Source organism: Pseudodonghicola xiamenensis DSM 18339 (assembly GCF_000429365.1).
Lineage (GTDB): Bacteria > Pseudomonadota > Alphaproteobacteria > Rhodobacterales > Rhodobacteraceae > Pseudodonghicola > Pseudodonghicola xiamenensis.
Genome location: NZ_AUBS01000006.1, coordinates 101,660 through 117,966, shown reverse-complemented (window position 1 = coordinate 117,966; position 16,307 = coordinate 101,660). Strand labels below are relative to the sequence as shown.

16 protein-coding genes are annotated in these 16,307 nt (G+C 65.6%); 4 read left to right on the top strand and 12 right to left on the bottom strand.

All coding sequences use genetic code 11. The features are described 5' to 3' along the window. Positions 1–79: 79 nt before the first annotated feature. The 6 genes from lpxK to G455_RS0109210 form a co-directional block, all read right to left on the bottom strand. Positions 80–1,078, bottom strand: a complete 999-nt coding sequence (gene lpxK / locus G455_RS0109235) for a tetraacyldisaccharide 4'-kinase (RefSeq protein ID WP_028093446.1) — start codon at positions 1,076–1,078, stop codon at positions 80–82. Beyond that, entirely contained in the window at positions 1,065–2,312 is a 1,248-nt protein-coding gene (locus tag G455_RS0109230; RefSeq protein WP_028093445.1) for a 3-deoxy-D-manno-octulosonic acid transferase, read from the bottom strand. Before G455_RS0109230 ends, lpxK begins: the two co-directional genes overlap by 14 nt. A 4-nt stretch (positions 2,313–2,316) precedes the next feature. Then, positions 2,317–2,559, bottom strand: coding sequence for a DUF4170 domain-containing protein (locus tag G455_RS0109225; protein ID WP_028093444.1), 243 nt, complete (start codon positions 2,557–2,559; stop codon positions 2,317–2,319). 67 nt (positions 2,560–2,626) lie between these two features. Next, positions 2,627–3,442, bottom strand: a complete 816-nt coding sequence (locus G455_RS23705) for an inositol monophosphatase family protein (RefSeq protein ID WP_051312311.1) — start codon at positions 3,440–3,442, stop codon at positions 2,627–2,629. Further along, entirely contained in the window at positions 3,429–4,775 is a 1,347-nt protein-coding gene (locus G455_RS0109215) for a TldD/PmbA family protein (protein WP_028093443.1), read from the bottom strand. The genes G455_RS23705 and G455_RS0109215 overlap by 14 nt, the downstream gene beginning before the upstream one ends. A 151-nt stretch (positions 4,776–4,926) precedes the next feature. Further along, positions 4,927–6,441: a DUF2125 domain-containing protein gene (locus G455_RS0109210; protein WP_028093442.1), complete on the bottom strand. Its 1,515-nt coding sequence runs from the start codon at positions 6,439–6,441 to the stop codon at positions 4,927–4,929. Between the two features lie 161 nt (positions 6,442–6,602). On the opposite strand from G455_RS0109210, the gene G455_RS0109205 reads away from it, so the two are divergent. Continuing rightward, positions 6,603–7,352: an SDR family oxidoreductase gene (locus G455_RS0109205; RefSeq protein WP_028093441.1), complete on the top strand. Its 750-nt coding sequence runs from the start codon at positions 6,603–6,605 to the stop codon at positions 7,350–7,352. Continuing rightward, on the top strand, positions 7,349–7,966 hold the full coding sequence (locus tag G455_RS0109200) for an enoyl-CoA hydratase/isomerase family protein (protein ID WP_028093440.1): 618 nt from the start codon (positions 7,349–7,351) through the stop codon (positions 7,964–7,966). Before G455_RS0109205 ends, G455_RS0109200 begins: the two co-directional genes overlap by 4 nt. An 80-nt stretch (positions 7,967–8,046) precedes the next feature. On the opposite strand, the gene G455_RS0109195 is transcribed toward G455_RS0109200, so the two are convergent. Further along, on the bottom strand, positions 8,047–8,349 hold the full coding sequence (locus G455_RS0109195) for an HNH endonuclease family protein (RefSeq protein WP_028093439.1): 303 nt from the start codon (positions 8,347–8,349) through the stop codon (positions 8,047–8,049). A 49-nt stretch (positions 8,350–8,398) separates the two neighbouring features. Here G455_RS0109195 and G455_RS0109190 point away from each other — a divergent pair, with 49 nt between their 5' ends. Continuing rightward, positions 8,399–9,604: a TIGR03862 family flavoprotein gene (locus tag G455_RS0109190; RefSeq protein WP_028093438.1), complete on the top strand. Its 1,206-nt coding sequence runs from the start codon at positions 8,399–8,401 to the stop codon at positions 9,602–9,604. On the opposite strand, the gene G455_RS0109185 is transcribed toward G455_RS0109190, so the two are convergent. From G455_RS0109185 to G455_RS0109165, 5 genes are all read right to left on the bottom strand, one after another. Beyond that, positions 9,592–10,182: a glutathione S-transferase family protein gene (locus G455_RS0109185; protein ID WP_028093437.1), complete on the bottom strand. Its 591-nt coding sequence runs from the start codon at positions 10,180–10,182 to the stop codon at positions 9,592–9,594. The two genes, G455_RS0109190 and G455_RS0109185, sit on opposite strands and share 13 nt — an antisense overlap. Positions 10,183–10,277: 95 nt before the next feature. Beyond that, positions 10,278–11,303 carry a DNA polymerase III subunit delta gene (gene holA, locus G455_RS0109180; protein ID WP_028093436.1) on the bottom strand — a complete coding sequence of 342 codons (1,026 nt, stop codon included), beginning with the start codon at positions 11,301–11,303 and terminating at the stop codon, positions 10,278–10,280. Then, positions 11,300–11,791, bottom strand: coding sequence for an LPS assembly lipoprotein LptE (gene lptE, locus G455_RS0109175; RefSeq protein WP_028093435.1), 492 nt, complete (start codon positions 11,789–11,791; stop codon positions 11,300–11,302). The genes holA and lptE overlap by 4 nt, the downstream gene beginning before the upstream one ends. After that, positions 11,778–14,324, bottom strand: coding sequence for a leucine--tRNA ligase (gene leuS, locus G455_RS0109170; protein ID WP_028093434.1), 2,547 nt, complete (start codon positions 14,322–14,324; stop codon positions 11,778–11,780). Before leuS ends, lptE begins: the two co-directional genes overlap by 14 nt. Positions 14,325–14,419: 95 nt before the next feature. After that, complete coding sequence (locus tag G455_RS0109165) at positions 14,420–14,908, bottom strand: DUF3576 domain-containing protein (RefSeq protein ID WP_028093433.1); 489 nt, start codon at positions 14,906–14,908, stop codon at positions 14,420–14,422. A 344-nt stretch (positions 14,909–15,252) separates the two neighbouring features. Here G455_RS0109165 and G455_RS0109160 point away from each other — a divergent pair, with 344 nt between their 5' ends. Next, positions 15,253–16,269 (top strand): porin, encoded by a 1,017-nt coding sequence (locus G455_RS0109160; RefSeq protein WP_028093432.1) that lies wholly within the window; start codon positions 15,253–15,255, stop codon positions 16,267–16,269. Positions 16,270–16,307 lie beyond the last annotated feature (38 nt).

Sequence of the window (16,307 nt, the reverse complement as noted above, 5' to 3'; positions counted from 1 at the left end):
CTGCCCCCGTCTCCTGCGGAGACGCCCCCGGGATATTTCGACCAGGTCGAAGGGGCGGGCAGAGCGCAGTGGCCGGCGCTCAGGGCAGTGGCGCGGCCTTGAGGAGCATCTGCGCCAGCTCATCCGGTTTTTCCACCTGCAGGCGTACCGGTAGTGGCGTGACCGAGAAGCGGAGGGCTTCGGGCAGGCGGGCCACGTCCTTTTCGGTGGTGACCAGCAGGGCGTTCTGGGCCAGAGCCTCGGCCAGCAGGCGCTGGACCAGTGTCGGGCTGAGCGGCTGGTGATCGGCGAGCGCCTCGGTGCGGATCAGTTCGGCGCCGAGGTCGCGCAGGGTGGCGAAGAATTTCTCGGGGTATCCGATGCCAGCAAAGGCGAGCACGCGGGTGCCGGCCCAGTCCATGCCGGTTTCCAGCGGTGTGAGCTCGGCGGTGAAATGCGGCAGGTCGATTTGCCGGCCCCATGTGTCGCGGAATGTCTCTTGCGCGGCACTGTCACCGATGGAGAGGATCAGGTCAGCCCGGGCCAGGCCCACGCTCACTGGTTCGCGCAGCGGGCCGGCGGGAATGCAGCGGCCGTTGCCCCAGCCGCGGGCGGCATCGACCACCACGATCGAGAGATCCTTTTTCACGGCGGGATTCTGGAAGCCGTCGTCGAGCACGATCACGCTGGCACCGGCGCTGGCCGCGGCGGCGGCGCCAGCTGCGCGGTCGCGGGCGATCCATACCGGGGCGAAGGCGGCCAGAAGCAGCGGTTCGTCGCCGACCTGGGCTGCCGAATGTCTGGCTGGGTCGACCCGGGTGGGGCCGGTCAGGCTGCCGCCGTGGCCGCGGCTGACCACATGGGGGGTATGGCCGGCGGCGCGCAGCGTTTCTGTCACCCAGATCGCCGTCGGGGTCTTTCCGGTGCCGCCGGCATTCAGGTTGCCGATGCAGATCACCGGCACCCCGGGGGTGAGGCCGGGGCCCCGGGCCAGCCGGCGCGCGGTGGCGCGGGCGTAAAGGGCCCCGAGCGGAGCGAGAAGCCACGCCTTCCAGCCGGGGTGTCGGGGCGAGGCAGACCAGAACTCAGGCGTGCGCATGGGCCGCCTCTCGCCGATCCAGCCGGTCCTGGATCATTTCAATCAGATGATCGGTAAGGGCCGCGCTTTCGGTCAGGGTCTCCCAGCCGGCGAGGGCCATTGCCGCGGCATGATCGGGGGCGCAGAGCTGGACCACCGCGTTGGTCAGGCTGGCCATATCGCGCACGGCCCGGGCGGCGCCTGCTGTGGTCAGCCGGGTGTAGGCGGCGGTGTGATCGGTGATATGGGGGCCATAGAGTACCGCCGAGCCAAGCGCGGTGGCCTCATAGGGGGAATTGCCGCGGGCGCCGGGCCTGAGCGATCCGCCGATGAAGGTCAGCGGGGCCATCCGATACCATAGGCCCAGATCGCTGCTGTCGTCGCAGATCAGAATCTGGGTGTCCTCGCCGATCGGATCGCCGCCATGCCAGTCGGCGCAGCGCAACCGGTTGTCTCGGGCCGCTGAGATCAGCCTGGCGCTGTCGTCGGGATCGGTCGGCACCGCGACCAGCAGCAGCCGGTGCTGAAACCTGAGCGCTTCGCGATGGGCGGCCAGCACCGGCGCGATTTCCTCGCGGTCCAGCAGCGCGGCAAGCCAGAGCGGGCGTCCGGCCAGCGCCTGAGTGGCGGCATTCAGGGCGGTTTCGGGGCAGGGCGGTGGGCTGGCTCCGGTGCTGAGCCGCCCCATGGCGGAGATCTTGCGTCCGGGCAGGCCCAGTCGGCGCAAATGGGCGGCGGTCTCGGCGGTGTCGGCCAGCAGCGCGTCGAAGCGCATCAGGCAGGGACCGGTGACATCCGACAGCCAGCCGTTGCGCCGGCGGGGCAGGTCGGCATTGCCGATATCGGCAATGATCATTTCGGTTCCCTCATCTGTCGCCATGCAGATCAGATTGGGCATAAGATCGCCTCCGGTCCAGAGGCAGATGTCCGGGCGCCAATGCGCGAGAAAATCGCGTACGGCCGTTGGGTGGTCCGAGATCAGTGCCTGTACCGGCCCGGCTCGGCCCTCGATGCGGTGGCCGGTTGCCGGATCCGAGGGGGAGACGCCGGCATTGACGGTCAGCAGAAGATTGACATCAGGGCGGTGGGCGCAAAGCCTTTGGCCCAGGTCGGACAGGGCCGAGAACCGTTCGGCGCTGGTGGCGTGAAGCCAGAGCAGGGAGCCGTCGGGACGTGGCGGCGGTGCCTCCTGCACGGGCTGAGCGGCCCGCCAGGACAGCGCACGATAGGCGGCGAGCCCCAGCGAGAGCCGCAAGGGCTCAGCCCAGTTCTTCGGTCGAGGAGGCTTCGAGTTCCTCGTCGCGGAGCCGGTGGATATGGGCGATGAAATAGCGCATGTGGGCATCGTCGACGGTGCGCTGCGCTTCGGCCTTCCAGGCGGCATAGGCGGATTCGTAATCCGGATACATGCCAACGATATGAATGTCGTTGACGTCCTTGAAGACGCTTTTGGAGGGGTCGACCAACTCACCTCCGAAGACGAGATGCAGACGTTGGGCCATGGCGCTTTCCTTTCCGCTTGTCAGCCGGTCCGAGGCTGGGCGCACCCTACGCCTTGGGCGCCGGGGGTCAAGATCCCGGTTGGGCGGGGTCTGGTAATACCAGCTCGGGGGCGAGCGCGGTGGCCAGCCGGTCGTGCAACCGGGGGCCTGCGGCGATCACCCCGTTGACCTGGGGGCGGGGATTATTGAAGCGTAATTCAGTGCCGTTGCGGTCGGTACAGCGGGCGCCGGCCTCGCTCAGGATCAGATCTCCGGCGGCAATATCCCATTCCCAGCTGGGTCTGAGCGTCAGCATTGCGTCGAAGCGGCCCTGTGCGACCAGTGCCATCCGGAAGGCGAGCGAGGACCGATAGGCGCTTTTGAAGCCGGGAAAGATACCGCCGCGCCAGTGCCGGGGGTCTAGATTGGGGCGGGTCGCCAGAATGGTCGCCTGGGCCAGATCGGTGGCATTGGCAGCCTGGATCGGGGTGCCGTTAAGCCAGGCTCCGGCGCCACGGGCGGCGGAATAGAGCAGATCACGCATCGGCAGATAGATCACCGCCGCAGTCACCCGGCCGGCTTCGGTCACGGCCAGTGCATGGGCCCAGTTGCTGTCACCTTCGGCAAAGCCGCGGGTGCCGTCGATCGGGTCGACGATGAAAATGCGGTCATGGCCCAGCCGATCGGCATTGTCCTCGCTTTCCTCCGACAGCCAGCCGTAATCGGGCCGGGCCGCGCGCAGCCGGTCTTCCAGCATCTCGTTCACCGCCAGGTCGGCCTCGGTCACGGGGCCGGCGCCGCCGGGTTTCTCCCAGCGTTTGGCCTCGGGGCCGGAGTAACGGCAGGCGATGTCGCCGGCGGCGCGGGCGGTATCGATCAGCAGGGGCAGGTCAGTTGCCGGCAAGCGTCATTCCTTCGATCAGCAAAGAGGGGACCACGCGTGATAGATAGGTGCGTGCGTCGTTGGCGGGAATGATCCGCATCAACATGTCGCGCAGATTTCCGGCGATGGTGCATTCGTTGACCGGATAGGCGATCTCTCCCGCCTCGATCCAGAAGCCGGCGGCCCCACGGGAATAATCGCCGGTATTGGGGTTGATGGTCGATCCGATCATCGAGGTGACCAGCAGCCCGGTGCCCATGTCGCGGATCAGATCGTCGCGGCTGGCATTGCCCTGGGTCAGGGCGAGGTTCCAGTTCACCGGCGACGGGCCCGAGGAGACGCCGCGCGCCGCATTGCCGGTGGGGGTCATGCCCAGTTTCCGCGCGCTGGCCAGATCGAGCGTCCAGCCGGTCAGTGTGCCGTTTTCGACGATGGCGCGCCGGGCGGTCGGCAGCCCTTCGGCATCGAAGGGGCGGGAGCCGGCAATGCGCGGGCGGAACGGATCCTCGATCACCGAAAGGCCTTCGGGCAGCACCTGCTGGCCCAGGTCGTCCTTCAGCCAGGAGGAGCCGCGCGCCACCGCGGCACCATTGGCAGCGGCCAGCAGATGGCCGATCAGCGATGCGGCGATGCGTTCATCGAAGAGAACCGGATAGGTGCCTGTCACCGGTTTGCGCGCGCCAAGCCGTTCGATCGCGCGTTCCCCGGCGCGGCGGCCGATCTCTTCAGGGCTGCGCAGATCGCTTTGGAAGGTGCGGCTGTCGCCATCGTAATCGCGCTCCATCCCGGTGCCGGTTCCGGCGATGGCCACGCAGGAGGTGGAGCGGCTGGTGCGTTCATAGCCGCCGGAAAATCCGTTGCTGGCGGCCAGGTGCACCCGGCTGCGGCCATATCCGGCCCCGGCGGCTTGCACCTGGGTGACGCCCTCGATGGCCAGCGCGGCGGCCTCGGCCGCCAGTGCATCGGCTTGCAGCGCCTGTGGATCGGGTTCGGACGCGGGGTCCGCAAGTTCGAGCGCAGCCAGATCCCAATCTGCCGCAAGCTGGTCGGGATTGGCGAGACCGGTATAGGGATCTTCGGGCGCTTCGCGTGCCATGAAGACCGCGCGCTCGGCCATCGCGGCCAGGGTTTCCGCCCGGGTGTCGGAGGCCGAAACGACGGCGGAGCGCTGGCCGACGAAGATCCGCAATCCCAGATCGGTGCTTTCGGCGCGTTCGGCCTTTTCCAGCGCGCCGGCGCGGATGTCGATTTCAACGGAGCCGCTTTCGATCGCGATGGCATCCGCGCTGTCGGCGCCGGCAACACGGGCGGCCGTCAGCAGGGCCTGGCAAAGCTCTTCCGGGGACTGGGTCATTGGGGGCTCCTGCTTGCGGGTATGGGCGGCCTCAAGGGCCTGACAGGAGGTAGCCTCGGAACCGCGCCGCTGCAAGGGAAGGGCGGAATTTCCAGGCGAGAAGGCCATCGGGGCCGGTGGTGACCGGCCCCGCGGCGGTATTGCGTCGGGATTACTTGAGGCGCTGGCCGTTGGCGAAGATTTGGCCCGAGGGTTTCACTTCGATATGCGAGGTCAGCGTATCGTCGCCCTCGCCCGGGGTGCCCAGCATGCCCATCATCATCCGTGCGCCCATGGCGTCCTGATCTGAGATGAAGCCCATCTGGATCAGCTTGTCGATCAGCCCGTTGCCGCCGGTCAGTTGCAGATCCGCGGTGCCGTCCGGTGCCGGCAGGCCGTCGAAGGTGGTCACGTCGCTGTTGTCGAAGGTGAAGCTGCCTTTAGCGGTCAGGCTGGTGCCGGCAGCGGAAAGCTGCAGGTCATTGATCGTCAGCGCGGTCAGTTCGGCCGGGGTTTCGGGGCTTTCCTCGAACTTCGGATCGAAGATATTCGCCAGAACCCGCGCCTTGCCGTCCAGATCGAGAATGGCGGTCGCCGGATCGCGCGGCAGGATCTGGCCCGGATCGAAGATGCCCCACAGTTCTTCCGGCATGGTGAAGCCGACCAGCGTCAACCCGAAGGCAAAGGGTTGTTCGTTCTCGGATTTGACCAGAGGCACGTTCAGCTTGAACCCCATCTTGTCGCTTGCCAGCGAGATCGGGAAGGGCAGGTCGCTGGTCTGCACCACGATTTCGCTATCGTTTTGCAGAACGTCATAGGACAGTGCGCCCTTGCTCATCCCCGAAGCGAAACTGCCGCCCGCCGAGGTCGAGGTCATGGTGAAATCCTGACCCTCTGCCTTGCCGTTGAGCCGCGAAGAGCCGCTGTCGAAAGTGAAGCGGGCGTTATAGTCGAACCCTTGCTCAAGCATCTGGGTGAAGTCGGCGACTGCCAGCGCATCCGGCACGGTGGTCTGGCCTTCGAAGGTCAGATTTTTCAGGGCGAGGGTATAAAGGCCCTCATCGGGGGTGTCCGGGTCACTGAAGAAGAAATCAGCGCTCAGCTCTTCCATGCTGCCGGATTGGACGTAGCTTCGGCTCTCGTCGGCCTTCGTCATACGGGAGGTGCTGATGATCTGTTTCCCTGCCACCGCCGCGCGCAATGCATCGGCGGGCAGCGGTTCGTTATTCACGGACAGGCTGGAATAGGCGACGACCATTTCCGCCGAGCGGTAGTTCTGCGTTATCTCCTCGGGAGAGCCCGTGAAGACCACGCTGGCCCCCAGTTGCGTCAGCTTGAGCTGCGCGTCCATCTCGTCCTCGCCGCCGGTGGTCTGGATGTGCAGCGGCATGGTTTCGGGCATATCGAGCGAAACGCTGCCGTCGCCGTTGTCGCGGAACACCAGGGTGCCGAAGCTGACGGTCAGCTTGCCCTGGTCATCGGGCAGCTCCATGGTGAGGGAGGGGTCGCCGATCGTCAGCGTGTTGTTGAACAGCGTTTCCGTCGCGTCCAGCTCGTAACCATGGGAGGTCATGTAGTCTTTCCAGTCCGACCACACGTCCTGGGGGGACAGGTCGGCCAGCGCCATCTGGGCGGAGCAGGACAGGATCAGCGCCGCAGCCGTTCCCTGCAAAAGACGTGTTTTCATAAAATGGTCCTCCTGGAAATTTTGACCTTATGCTCTGTTCTCGGTGCCGGGGCGTCAAGGGGAAGTCAAGTGGCGAAGCGGCGCAGGTCGGGGCGGGGGCTGGACCCGGGCGCCGCCGCGCAGTACCACGATAAAACACAGGGATAGCTGGGATTTTCGCGATGGATATGACGGGGCGGACGGTGTTGATCACAGGTGCGAGCCGGGGCATCGGGGCCGAGGCCGGGCGGGTTTTCGCCAAGGCTGGCGCCAATGTGGTGCTTTTGGCGCGAAGTGCGTCGGCGATCGAGGCGTTGGCGGCCGAGATCGGGCCGAAGGCGTTGGCGCTTGGCGCCGATGTCAGCCGCTTTGCGGATATGGAGGCCGCTGTTGCCCGCACGGTCGAGACCTTCGGTGGGCTCGACGTGCTGATCGGCAACGCCGGGGTGATCGACCCGATCGCCCGGCTGGGCGAGGCCGATCCCGAGGCCTGGGGCAGGCTGATCGACATCAACCTGAAGGGTGTCTTCAACGGCATGCGCGCGGTACTGCCGGTGATGCATGCCGCTGGCAGCGGCACGGTGCTGACGATCAGCTCAGGCGCTGCGCATCGTCCGCTTGAGGGCTGGAGCGCCTATTGCGCCTCGAAGGCCGGGGCGGCGATGCTGACCGCGGCGCTCGATCTGGAAGAACGCGGCAATGGCATTCGCGCCCTGGGGCTGAGCCCGGGGACGGTGGCGACACAGATGCAGCGCGAGATCAAGGCGAGCGGGCTTAATCCGGTCAGCGCGCTGGATTGGTCGGACCATGTCCCGCCCGAGTGGCCGGCGCGGACGCTGCTGTGGATGTGTTCGGCTGAGGCCGATGAATTCATCGGCCAGGAAATTTCTCTGCGGGAACCGGTGATCCGTCAGAAAGTGGGGCTGCAATGATCAGGCTGGATCAGGAGGACGGGCTGTGGATCGTCACGATCGACCGTCAGGACAAGGCCAATTCGCTGACCGAGGCGATGCTGGATGAACTGGTCGGCATCGCCGAGAGCGCCGGCGAGGCCAGGGCGCTGATCCTGACCGGGGCCGGCAAGGTGTTCAGCGCCGGGGCCGATCTCGAGGCGGCGCGGGCGGGGCTGGCGACCTCGGATTTGTGGGAGCGGCTGTCGGGCGCCATCGCGGCGCTGCCGGGGCTGACCGTGGCGGCATTGAACGGCACGCTGGCGGGCGGTGCGACCGGCATGGCATTGGCCTGTGATCTCAGGATCGCGGTACCTTCGGCGAAATTCTTCTATCCGGTGATGAAGCTGGGGTTCCTGCCGCAGCCCTCCGATCCGAAGCGGATGGCTGCACTGATCGGTCCGGCGCGCACCAAGCTGATCCTGATGGGTGGCCAGAAGATCACCGCGGAGGAGGCGCTGACCTTCGGTCTGATCGACCGCATCGTCGAACCCGAGGCGCTGATCGAGACCGCGCGGTCGCTGGTCGCCGACAGTTGCGCCGCCGATCCGGAGATTGCCCGGGCGATCGGGGCGCTGTGCACGCCTGAGTCTTGAGCGGTTGGCGGCGCATCGGCGGCGGGAGCCTCCGGCGGCCGTATTTGCGACGAGAAGAAGCCTGGGAGGCGCTTGGGCGATCAGCGTTTTCGACGCCTGCCCGGTATCCGTGAGCGGAAGCCGGGCGGGCGCTTGCTGACCCAGGCGATGAATTTCGCCAGGCGCGGATGGCTGTGCAGCGCGGCGATGGTGCTGTAGTCCTGTGCCAGTTGTCCTTCGGTCAGGCTGGCGTGGATTTCGCGGTGGCAGATATCATGCAGCAGGACGGTCGGCCCGCCCTTGCCGCTTTTGAGCTTGGGGATCAGGTGATGCAGGCTTTGCGGCACCTCCCGCGGGATCGGGCGGAGACAGAGCGGGCAGATCGGATCGGCATCATCTGGCATCGGGGCAGATCGAATGGGGCGTGGAGCGGACAGGGTGACGGAATTGGGGATGCAGGGCAATCCCGAGGCGGTGGTGATCGGGGCGGGGCCGGCCGGGTTGATGGCGGCCGAGATCTTGGGCCGCGCTGGAGTGTCGACCCTAGTGGTCGAGGCCAAGCCGTCGCTGGGGCGTAAGCTGCTGATGGCGGGAAAATCGGGGTTGAACCTGACCAAGGACGACCCTGTCGAGCCGTTTCTGGCCGCCTATGGCGATGCGGCAGATTGGCTGGGGCCGATGCTGCGCGATTTCGGGCCGGATCAGGTGCAGCAGTGGGCACGCGGGCTGGGGCAATCTCTGTTCACCGGGTCGACCGGGAGGGTGTTTCCCGAAGCGATGAAGGCCTCTCCGCTGCTCAGGGCCTGGCTGGCGCGGCTCGAGGGGCTGGGGGTGTCTTGGCGAACCCGCTGGCGCTGGACCGGCTGGGGCGACGGCGGGCTTGGTTTCGACACGCCGGCGGGGCCGCTGTGCCTTCGCCCGCGGGTGACGGTTCTGGCACTGGGCGGGGCGAGCTGGGCGCGGCTCGGGTCCGATGGGGCCTGGGCAGGGCTGTTGGCGGAACAGGGGGTGGAGCTGGCCCCCTTCGCGCCATCGAACGTCGGGCTGCTGGTCGAATGGTCGCCGGTGATGCGGGCCCGCTTCGGCGCCCCGATCAAAGGGGTGCGCTTCGATGCCGGGGGGCTGTCGTCCCGCGGCGAGGCGGTGATTTCAAGCCGCGGGCTGGAAGGTGGCGGGCTTTATCCGCTGACCCCGGCCCTGCGCAGCGGCGCCCCCCTGACCGTTGATCTGCTGCCTGACCTGACGGTCGAGACCGTTGCGGAACGCCTGGGGCGACCGCGCCGAAAGACCAGCCTGTCGAACCATTTGCGCAAGACGCTGAAGCTGGAACCGGTGCGGATGGCATTGGTGATGGAATTCAGTCGGCCGCTGCCGGAAAGCCCGCAGACCCTGGCGCAGCGGCTGAAGGAGCTGCCGATACATCACGCCGGGTTGCGCCCCATGGACGAGGCGATTTCCACCGCCGGTGGGGTGACGGCGGCGGCGCTCGATGCCGATCTGATGCTCAGGGCGCAGCCCGGGGTCTATTGCGCCGGCGAGATGCTGGATTGGGAGGCGCCGACTGGCGGCTATTTGCTGACCGGTTGTCTCGCCACCGGGCGCTGGGCGGGCCGCGCGGCGGCGGCCCGCATCAAGGGCGCGGGCGATCAGCCCATCTGAGCGAGGGAACGCTTGTAGGCATCGCGCTCGCGCAGGGTTCTGGCATAGTTGTTCATTGTCTCGTTCTCGAGCGGGAAGCCGGCGCCCTTGGCCCAGCCGAGGCAATGGACGCAGAGGATATCCGCGATGGTCATCTTGTCGCCTTGCAGGAAGGGGCCGGTAAACCGTTTGGCGAAACGTTCCAGATTGCGTTCGAACTCCCATTTCAGGCTGTCCGAGATGCCGGGGAGCCGCAGTTCTTCCGGCAGGAAGGCATGGTGGCGCGCGGCGGTCCAGAGCACCGCGTCGAATTCATCGAGCAGGGTGTGGATCAAGGCGTCCTGATGGGCCCGCTCGACGGTTCCGGCGGGATAGGTCAGGGTGTGATGCTTGTCGGCCAGATAGGTCATGATGGCGACAGAATCGGTCAGCACCGCATCGCCGTCGACCAGGACAGGGATCTTGCCCGAGGGGTTCAGCGCCAGCGCTTCGGCACTGTTGGGCTTGATCTGGAACAGCTCATAGGGCTGGCCGATCTCTTCCAGCATCCAGATCACGCGGAGGGCGCGACTGGCGACGGCGCCATAGACTTTATACATCGGTGTATCCTACCTGTTTTCGATTGGTCGCAGTTTCGGCGGTGATGGCGGGTACCGCAAGGGGCGCTTTGCCTGTCGCGGCCCGAGGGATCAGATCAGCGCCGGCCCATCATCGCCAGTCGGATCAGCGTGCGCTCCATCAGCGCCATCGCCGGTGCCGTTTGCTGGGCCGAACGCAGTTGCAGGTCGGTGTCGGTCAGGAGGGTCAGCGCCGATTCCAGTCGCATCGCGCCCCAGCCCTGGGCCTGCCGCACGATCCGGTCGCGCCGCTTGCCATAGACCGGCGGCCGCAGCCGCCCGACGCCTGAGGCCGGACCGCCGGGGTCGGCGGCGGCGGTATAGAGGGTGCGGAAATGGCGCGTCGCCCCGATGCAGAGCGACACCGCGTTGGTTCCCTGCGCCTGCAGCCGGCGCAGCAACGGGCCGATCTCCTGGCTGCGCCCTTCGGCCACCACGTCGAACATGTCGTCCAGCGCGGCTTCGGTCGAACGCGGCGCGCAGGCGGCGATATCTTCCAGGCTGAGCGGGCTCTGGTCCTGGAATTTGTAAAGCGCGATCTTCTCGGTCAGCCGGGCGAAATCGCCGGGGCCGAGGGCATTCGCCAAGTCGGTGAGGGCAGACATGGAATCGCGCGGCACGTCGCGCATGCCGGCATCGGCCAGGGTGCGTTCGATTTCTTCCCGGCTGGGAGGGTCATCGTAAAGGCCCATCGCATAGGCGTTGGGATGCAGCTCGAAGGCCTTGCGAAGCTTCGATGTCGCCTTGAGCGATCCGGCGGCAACCACGATCTGCGCATCGCCTGGCGCCCAGTCTTCCAGTGCTGCAGAGACGGCGGCGGCGATGGTGTCGGTGGCGTCTTCGACGAAAACCGCGCGGGCGCCGGGAAAGAAGCCGACCGCCTTCACCGCATCGAGAAGCTGCGCCGGATCCTTGCGCAGTTCGCCGCCCTGCAGCCGGCTCAGGCGCATTTCTTCCTCGGCGGCTTCCCCCAGCAGCGCCTTGAGTACCTGCTGGCGTTTCAGCGCCACCCGCATGGTGTCTGCGCCATAGATCAGCAGGCCGGCACGTCCGGCCTCTGGTTTGGCGAAATAGCGTTCGGCCTCCCGTGCGGAAAGCTTCATGCCGGCAGATCCACCGTGGCATACAGCCGGGTAACGATCTGATCGGCCAGAATGGTCATCAGCCGTTTTGCGGCATCGCGTTCGCCAGCCAGCGTTTCGACGGTGGAGCCGGTGGCGGAGTAGCCGGTGAAATTCTCGACCTGACCAGAGGCGACGACCTGGCCGGTTTCCAGGGCGGTCAGGGTGTAATCGACCTTGCCCACCAGGCTGTAACGGGTGGTTTCGTTGGTCACGGTCAGGGATTGGCCCTTGGTCTGGGTCCGCAGCGTGAAGCTCAGCCCATAGCGGGCTGTGGCGCCTCCGCGGCCCAGCCGGTCTTCGAGCGTGCGGACCAGAAGATATTCGTCAGGCGAATCGGGTTCCTGGACGCGGACGCGATCCCGCAGGGCCCGGCCTGCGCCGCCGGGACCATAGACAGGAGTAAAGCCGCAGGCGGCAAGCGCCGCCAGCGGCAGGATCAGCAGGCTTCTGCGGTCAAGCGACGACATTCACGATCCGTCCGGGGACGACGATCACCTTTTTCGGCGCCGCCCCGTCCAGCGCCTTCTGGACAGCCTCCACTGCCAGCGCGGCTTTTTCAACCTCTGCTTTGTCCATATCTTTCGGCACGCTGATTTCCGCGCGCCGCTTGCCGTTCACCTGGATCGGCAGGGTGATCGTGTCGTCGATCAGCATGGCGGCATCCGGCGTCGGCCAGGCGGCGGTTGCGATCAGACCCTCGCCCTTGAGCAGGGTCCAGATCTCTTCAGACAGGTGTGGGGTCATCGGTGCCATCAACTGCGCCAAGACCAGCGCCGCCTGCCGTTTCGCCGCGCCGCCGGCCTTGGATTTGGCCAAGGTGTTGGTGAAGGCATAGAGCTTGGCGATCGCCGCGTTGAAGCCGAAGCTTTCCACCCCGCCGGTCACGTCATGGATGCATTTGTGCATCTCGCGCAAGAGCGCGCTGTCGTCATCGGTGGCAGGCGCCTCGACGTCGATCTCGGCGGCCAGACGATAGACCCGGCTCAGGTGCTTGAAGGCGGCCTCGGCGCCAGCGGCGGTCCATTCCACGTCACGTTCCGGCGGGCTGTCGGACAGCACGAACCAGCGCGCGGTGTCGGCGCCGAACTGGCTGATGATGCTGACCGGGTCGACCACGTTCTTCTTCGACTTCGACATCTTGGCCGAGGGGATGATCTCCACTGCCTCGCCGGTGGCCTTCAGCTTGCCGGATTCGACCTCTTCGGGCAGGTGGTAGACCGGGCGGTCGTTGGCGTCGCGGGTCTGATAGATTTCATGCGTCACCATGCCTTGGGTGAACAGCGCGTCGAAGGGTTCGATCGCCTTCTTGGGCAGGTGGCCGGTGATCTGCATCGCCCGCGCGAAGAAACGGGAATAGAGCAGGTGCAGAATCGCGTGTTCGATGCCGCCGATGTACTGATCGACGTTCATCCAGTATTCGGCCTCTTCCGCCACGGTGGGCGTGTCGGCATGCGGCGCGGTGAAGCGGGCATAGTACCAGGACGAATCGACGAAAGTGTCCATCGTGTCGGTTTCGCGACGGGCCGGCTTGCCACAGGTCGGGCAGGTGCAGTCGCGCCAGGTCGGATGCCGATCCAGCGGGTTGCCGGGGATCGAGAAGTCGATCGGTTTGCCGCCCTCGTCATAGGGCAGCAGAACGGGCAGGTTTTCCTTTTTCTCCGGCACCACGCCGCAATCGGCGCAATGCACCACCGGAATCGGACAGCCCCAATAGCGTTGGCGCGACAGCCCCCAGTCGCGCAGGCGGAACTTGGTGACGCCCCGGCCCCAGCCCTCGGCCTCGGCCTTGTCGACGGCGGCATTCACGGCCTCTTCGCCGGTTTGCACCTCTTTGCCGGCAAAGCCCGCGATGTAACGCACCTTTTCGGCCTTGGTGGGGGTGAAGGCCTCTTTCAGCCCGGCCCCGCCCTCGACAGGCTCGAAAGTCGGTTTGATCGGCAGGCCGTACTTGGTGGCGAAATCGAAGTCGCGCTGGTCATGTGCAGGGCAGCCGAAGATGGCGCCGGTGCCGTAATCCATCAGGATGAAGTTGGCGATCCAGACCGGCAGCTCCCAGCTCGGATCAAGCGGATGCTTGACCCGGATGCCGGTGTCGAAGCCCAGCTTTTCACCGGTTTCGATGGCCTCTTCCGTGGTGCCGCCCTTGCGGCATTCAGCCACGAATTCAGCGACTTGCGGGTTATCGGCCTCAAGCGCCTTGGCGATCGGATGATCGGGCGAGATGCCGACGAAGCTGGCGCCCATCAGGGTATCGGGGCGGGTGGTATACACCTCGATCGGATCAGTCCCGTCAGTGCGGGTAAAGGCGAATTGCAGCCCGCGCGACTTGCCGATCCAGTTCTCCTGCATCAGCCGCACCTTGGCCGGCCAGTTCTCCAGCCCGTCGAGCGCATCGAGCAGCTCTTCGGCCATGTCGGAGATCTTGAAGAACCATTGCGTCAGTTCGCGACGTTCCACCACGGCGCCCGACCGCCAGCCCTTGCCGTCGATCACCTGTTCGTTGGCCAGGACGGTCATGTCGACCGGGTCCCAGTTCACCACGGCGTTCTTGCGATAGACGAGCCCCGCCTCGAGCATGTCGAGGAACAGCGCTTGCTGCTGGCCGTAATATTCCGGATCGCAGGTTGCGAACTCGCGGGACCAGTCGATCGACAGGCCCAGCGGCTTCATCTGGCCGCGCATGTCGGCGATGTTGCCATAGGTCCAGTCCTTGGGGTGCCCGCCCGAGGCCATGGCGGCATTCTCCGCCGGCATGCCGAAGGCGTCCCAGCCCATCGGGTGCAGCACGTTGTGGCCGGTCGCCAGCTTGTAACGCGCGATCACGTCACCCATGGTGTAATTGCGCACATGCCCCATATGGATGCGCCCCGAAGGGTAGGGAAACATCTCAAGCACATAATATTTCGGCTTGTCGGCACTGCGCTTGGCGGTGAAAATCCCGGCCTTGTCCCAGGCCTGCTGCCATTTGGCTTCGATTTCAGCGGCGGAATAACGCGACATCGCTGCGGTCCTTCTGGAATGAAAGCGCCGGGCGTGAACCCGGCGTGGTGGTCTTGCGGTTCCGGCTGACTTTCCAGTCCGGTTACCGGTCTGTGTCAGAGCCTCTTGTCACGCACACGCAATTGCCGGGCGCGGGTCAGGATCGCATCCTCGACCGCGCGGGCGGTCGCCGGAGACGTGGCATGGCCACCCTGCGTTTGCAACGAGACATTCAGCGAACGGGCATCCAGCGCGGGATCGCTGATGTGAACGACAGCCCGATAGGCGCGGCCACCGCCGGGCGGCGTGCCGTAGCCGGTGACGATCACGCCGGTGAAGGGATCGACCGACTGCACCGGCAGAAAGCTGAGCACATCAAGCGAGGCCACCCAGAGGTATTTGTTGACGTTGACAGTCCGCTCCGCCTTGCTGGGGCCGAAAATGTCCCAGAACGAAGACTTTGCCGACATGCCGGCGCTTTCGCGGTTGGTCGTGAGGGGGTCGAAATTCGACGCCGCAGTGCCTTTGCCGCGCGGGCCACAGGCCGATACCCCTGCGCAGAGCGCTAAAACCACTGTCAATTTCAGGCAATTTTGCAGGTTCATCGTCATTCCCGGCGCTTGGCTGTTGATGAGAAGTCCTATCCAAGCTGCCGATCTGGAGCAAGGCCTTAGTTCCCTTATGGGCGTGAGTTCCCTTAAGGGCGCGCGCGCGTGTGCGTCTGCATCAGGGGCGCCGGCGCGTGTCACGGGGCGTGTCACGAGGCGCGGGTCTGGTGGCGGATGCAGGGCGGCTTTGTTACTGTGGCAAAGCTGCACCATCCGCCGTGACTTTGAGGGCGCCCGGCTCGCGAGCCTTGCCAAATTGACCCCGAAAGAGCGAAACCCCTTTGCATACCCACACCGGATTCCCCGGTTTGGGCGTATGAATCGAAAACCGAGGGAAAACTATGAAAAAGATTCTCTTCGCTACGACCGCGCTGGTTGCGACCGCTGGCATGGCCGCTGCCGATGTGAAGATCAGCGGTTATGGCCGCTTCGGTCTGGATTACAACGAAGCCAACAAAAACGTTATTGGCCGTTCGGATACCAACATCACCAGCCGTCTGCGTCTGCAGTTCGACATGTCGACCGAAACCGACGCCGGCGTCGTGTTCAACGCACGTGTCCGCATGCAGTCGGAAAACCGTGACGGCAACCCGGGCCGCAGCGCCCCCGGTGGCGACAACGGCTTCAACGGTGCCCGCTTCGGCGTGAGCTACGGCGGCCTGACCGTCAACGTCGGCAACATCATCGGCGCCATCGAAAACGCCCCGGGCCTGTACACCACCACCATCTCGACTGGTACCGGCATCGACGGCATGGACTTCCACTCGCTGCCGATCAAAGGCATGAACGGTGTGGGCTGGTACTGGGACTCGTATGACTCGGACGGCATGGGTGCCAACGGCATCGAAGCTCTGTACACCTTCAGCGGCTTCACCGGTCACGTGTCCTACTCGCGCAACAACGGCGGCACCGTCGCCGGCGAAGCGAAGGGTGAAGCACGTACCGCAATCATGCTGACCTACAGCTTCTCCGACTACTATGTCACCGCGGCTTACCAGTCGTCGGAAAATGGCCCGACCCGCGTGATCAACGGCAAAACCGTTGAAACCACCGACGGCATCACCTTCGCCGCTGTCGGCGCAGACTTCGGTCAGTTCGGTGCCAAACTGGCCTACGGTGACACCGAAGAAGCCAGCAGCTGGACTCTGGAAGGCAACATGGACATCGGCGCCGCGTCGAACGTCGTGCTGTGGGTCAACTCGACCGACTCCGAAGTTTCGACCGACGCTGCTGACGGCACTGCCTACGGCATCAACTACCAATACGACCTGGGCGGCGGCGCCACCCTGGTTGCCGGTTATGTTGACACCGCCGCCAACGACAGCCAGTTCCAAGCCGGTGTGTACTTCAAGTTCTAATGCTTGAAGTCATTCCGCAGGGAATGCGAGGGCAGGTC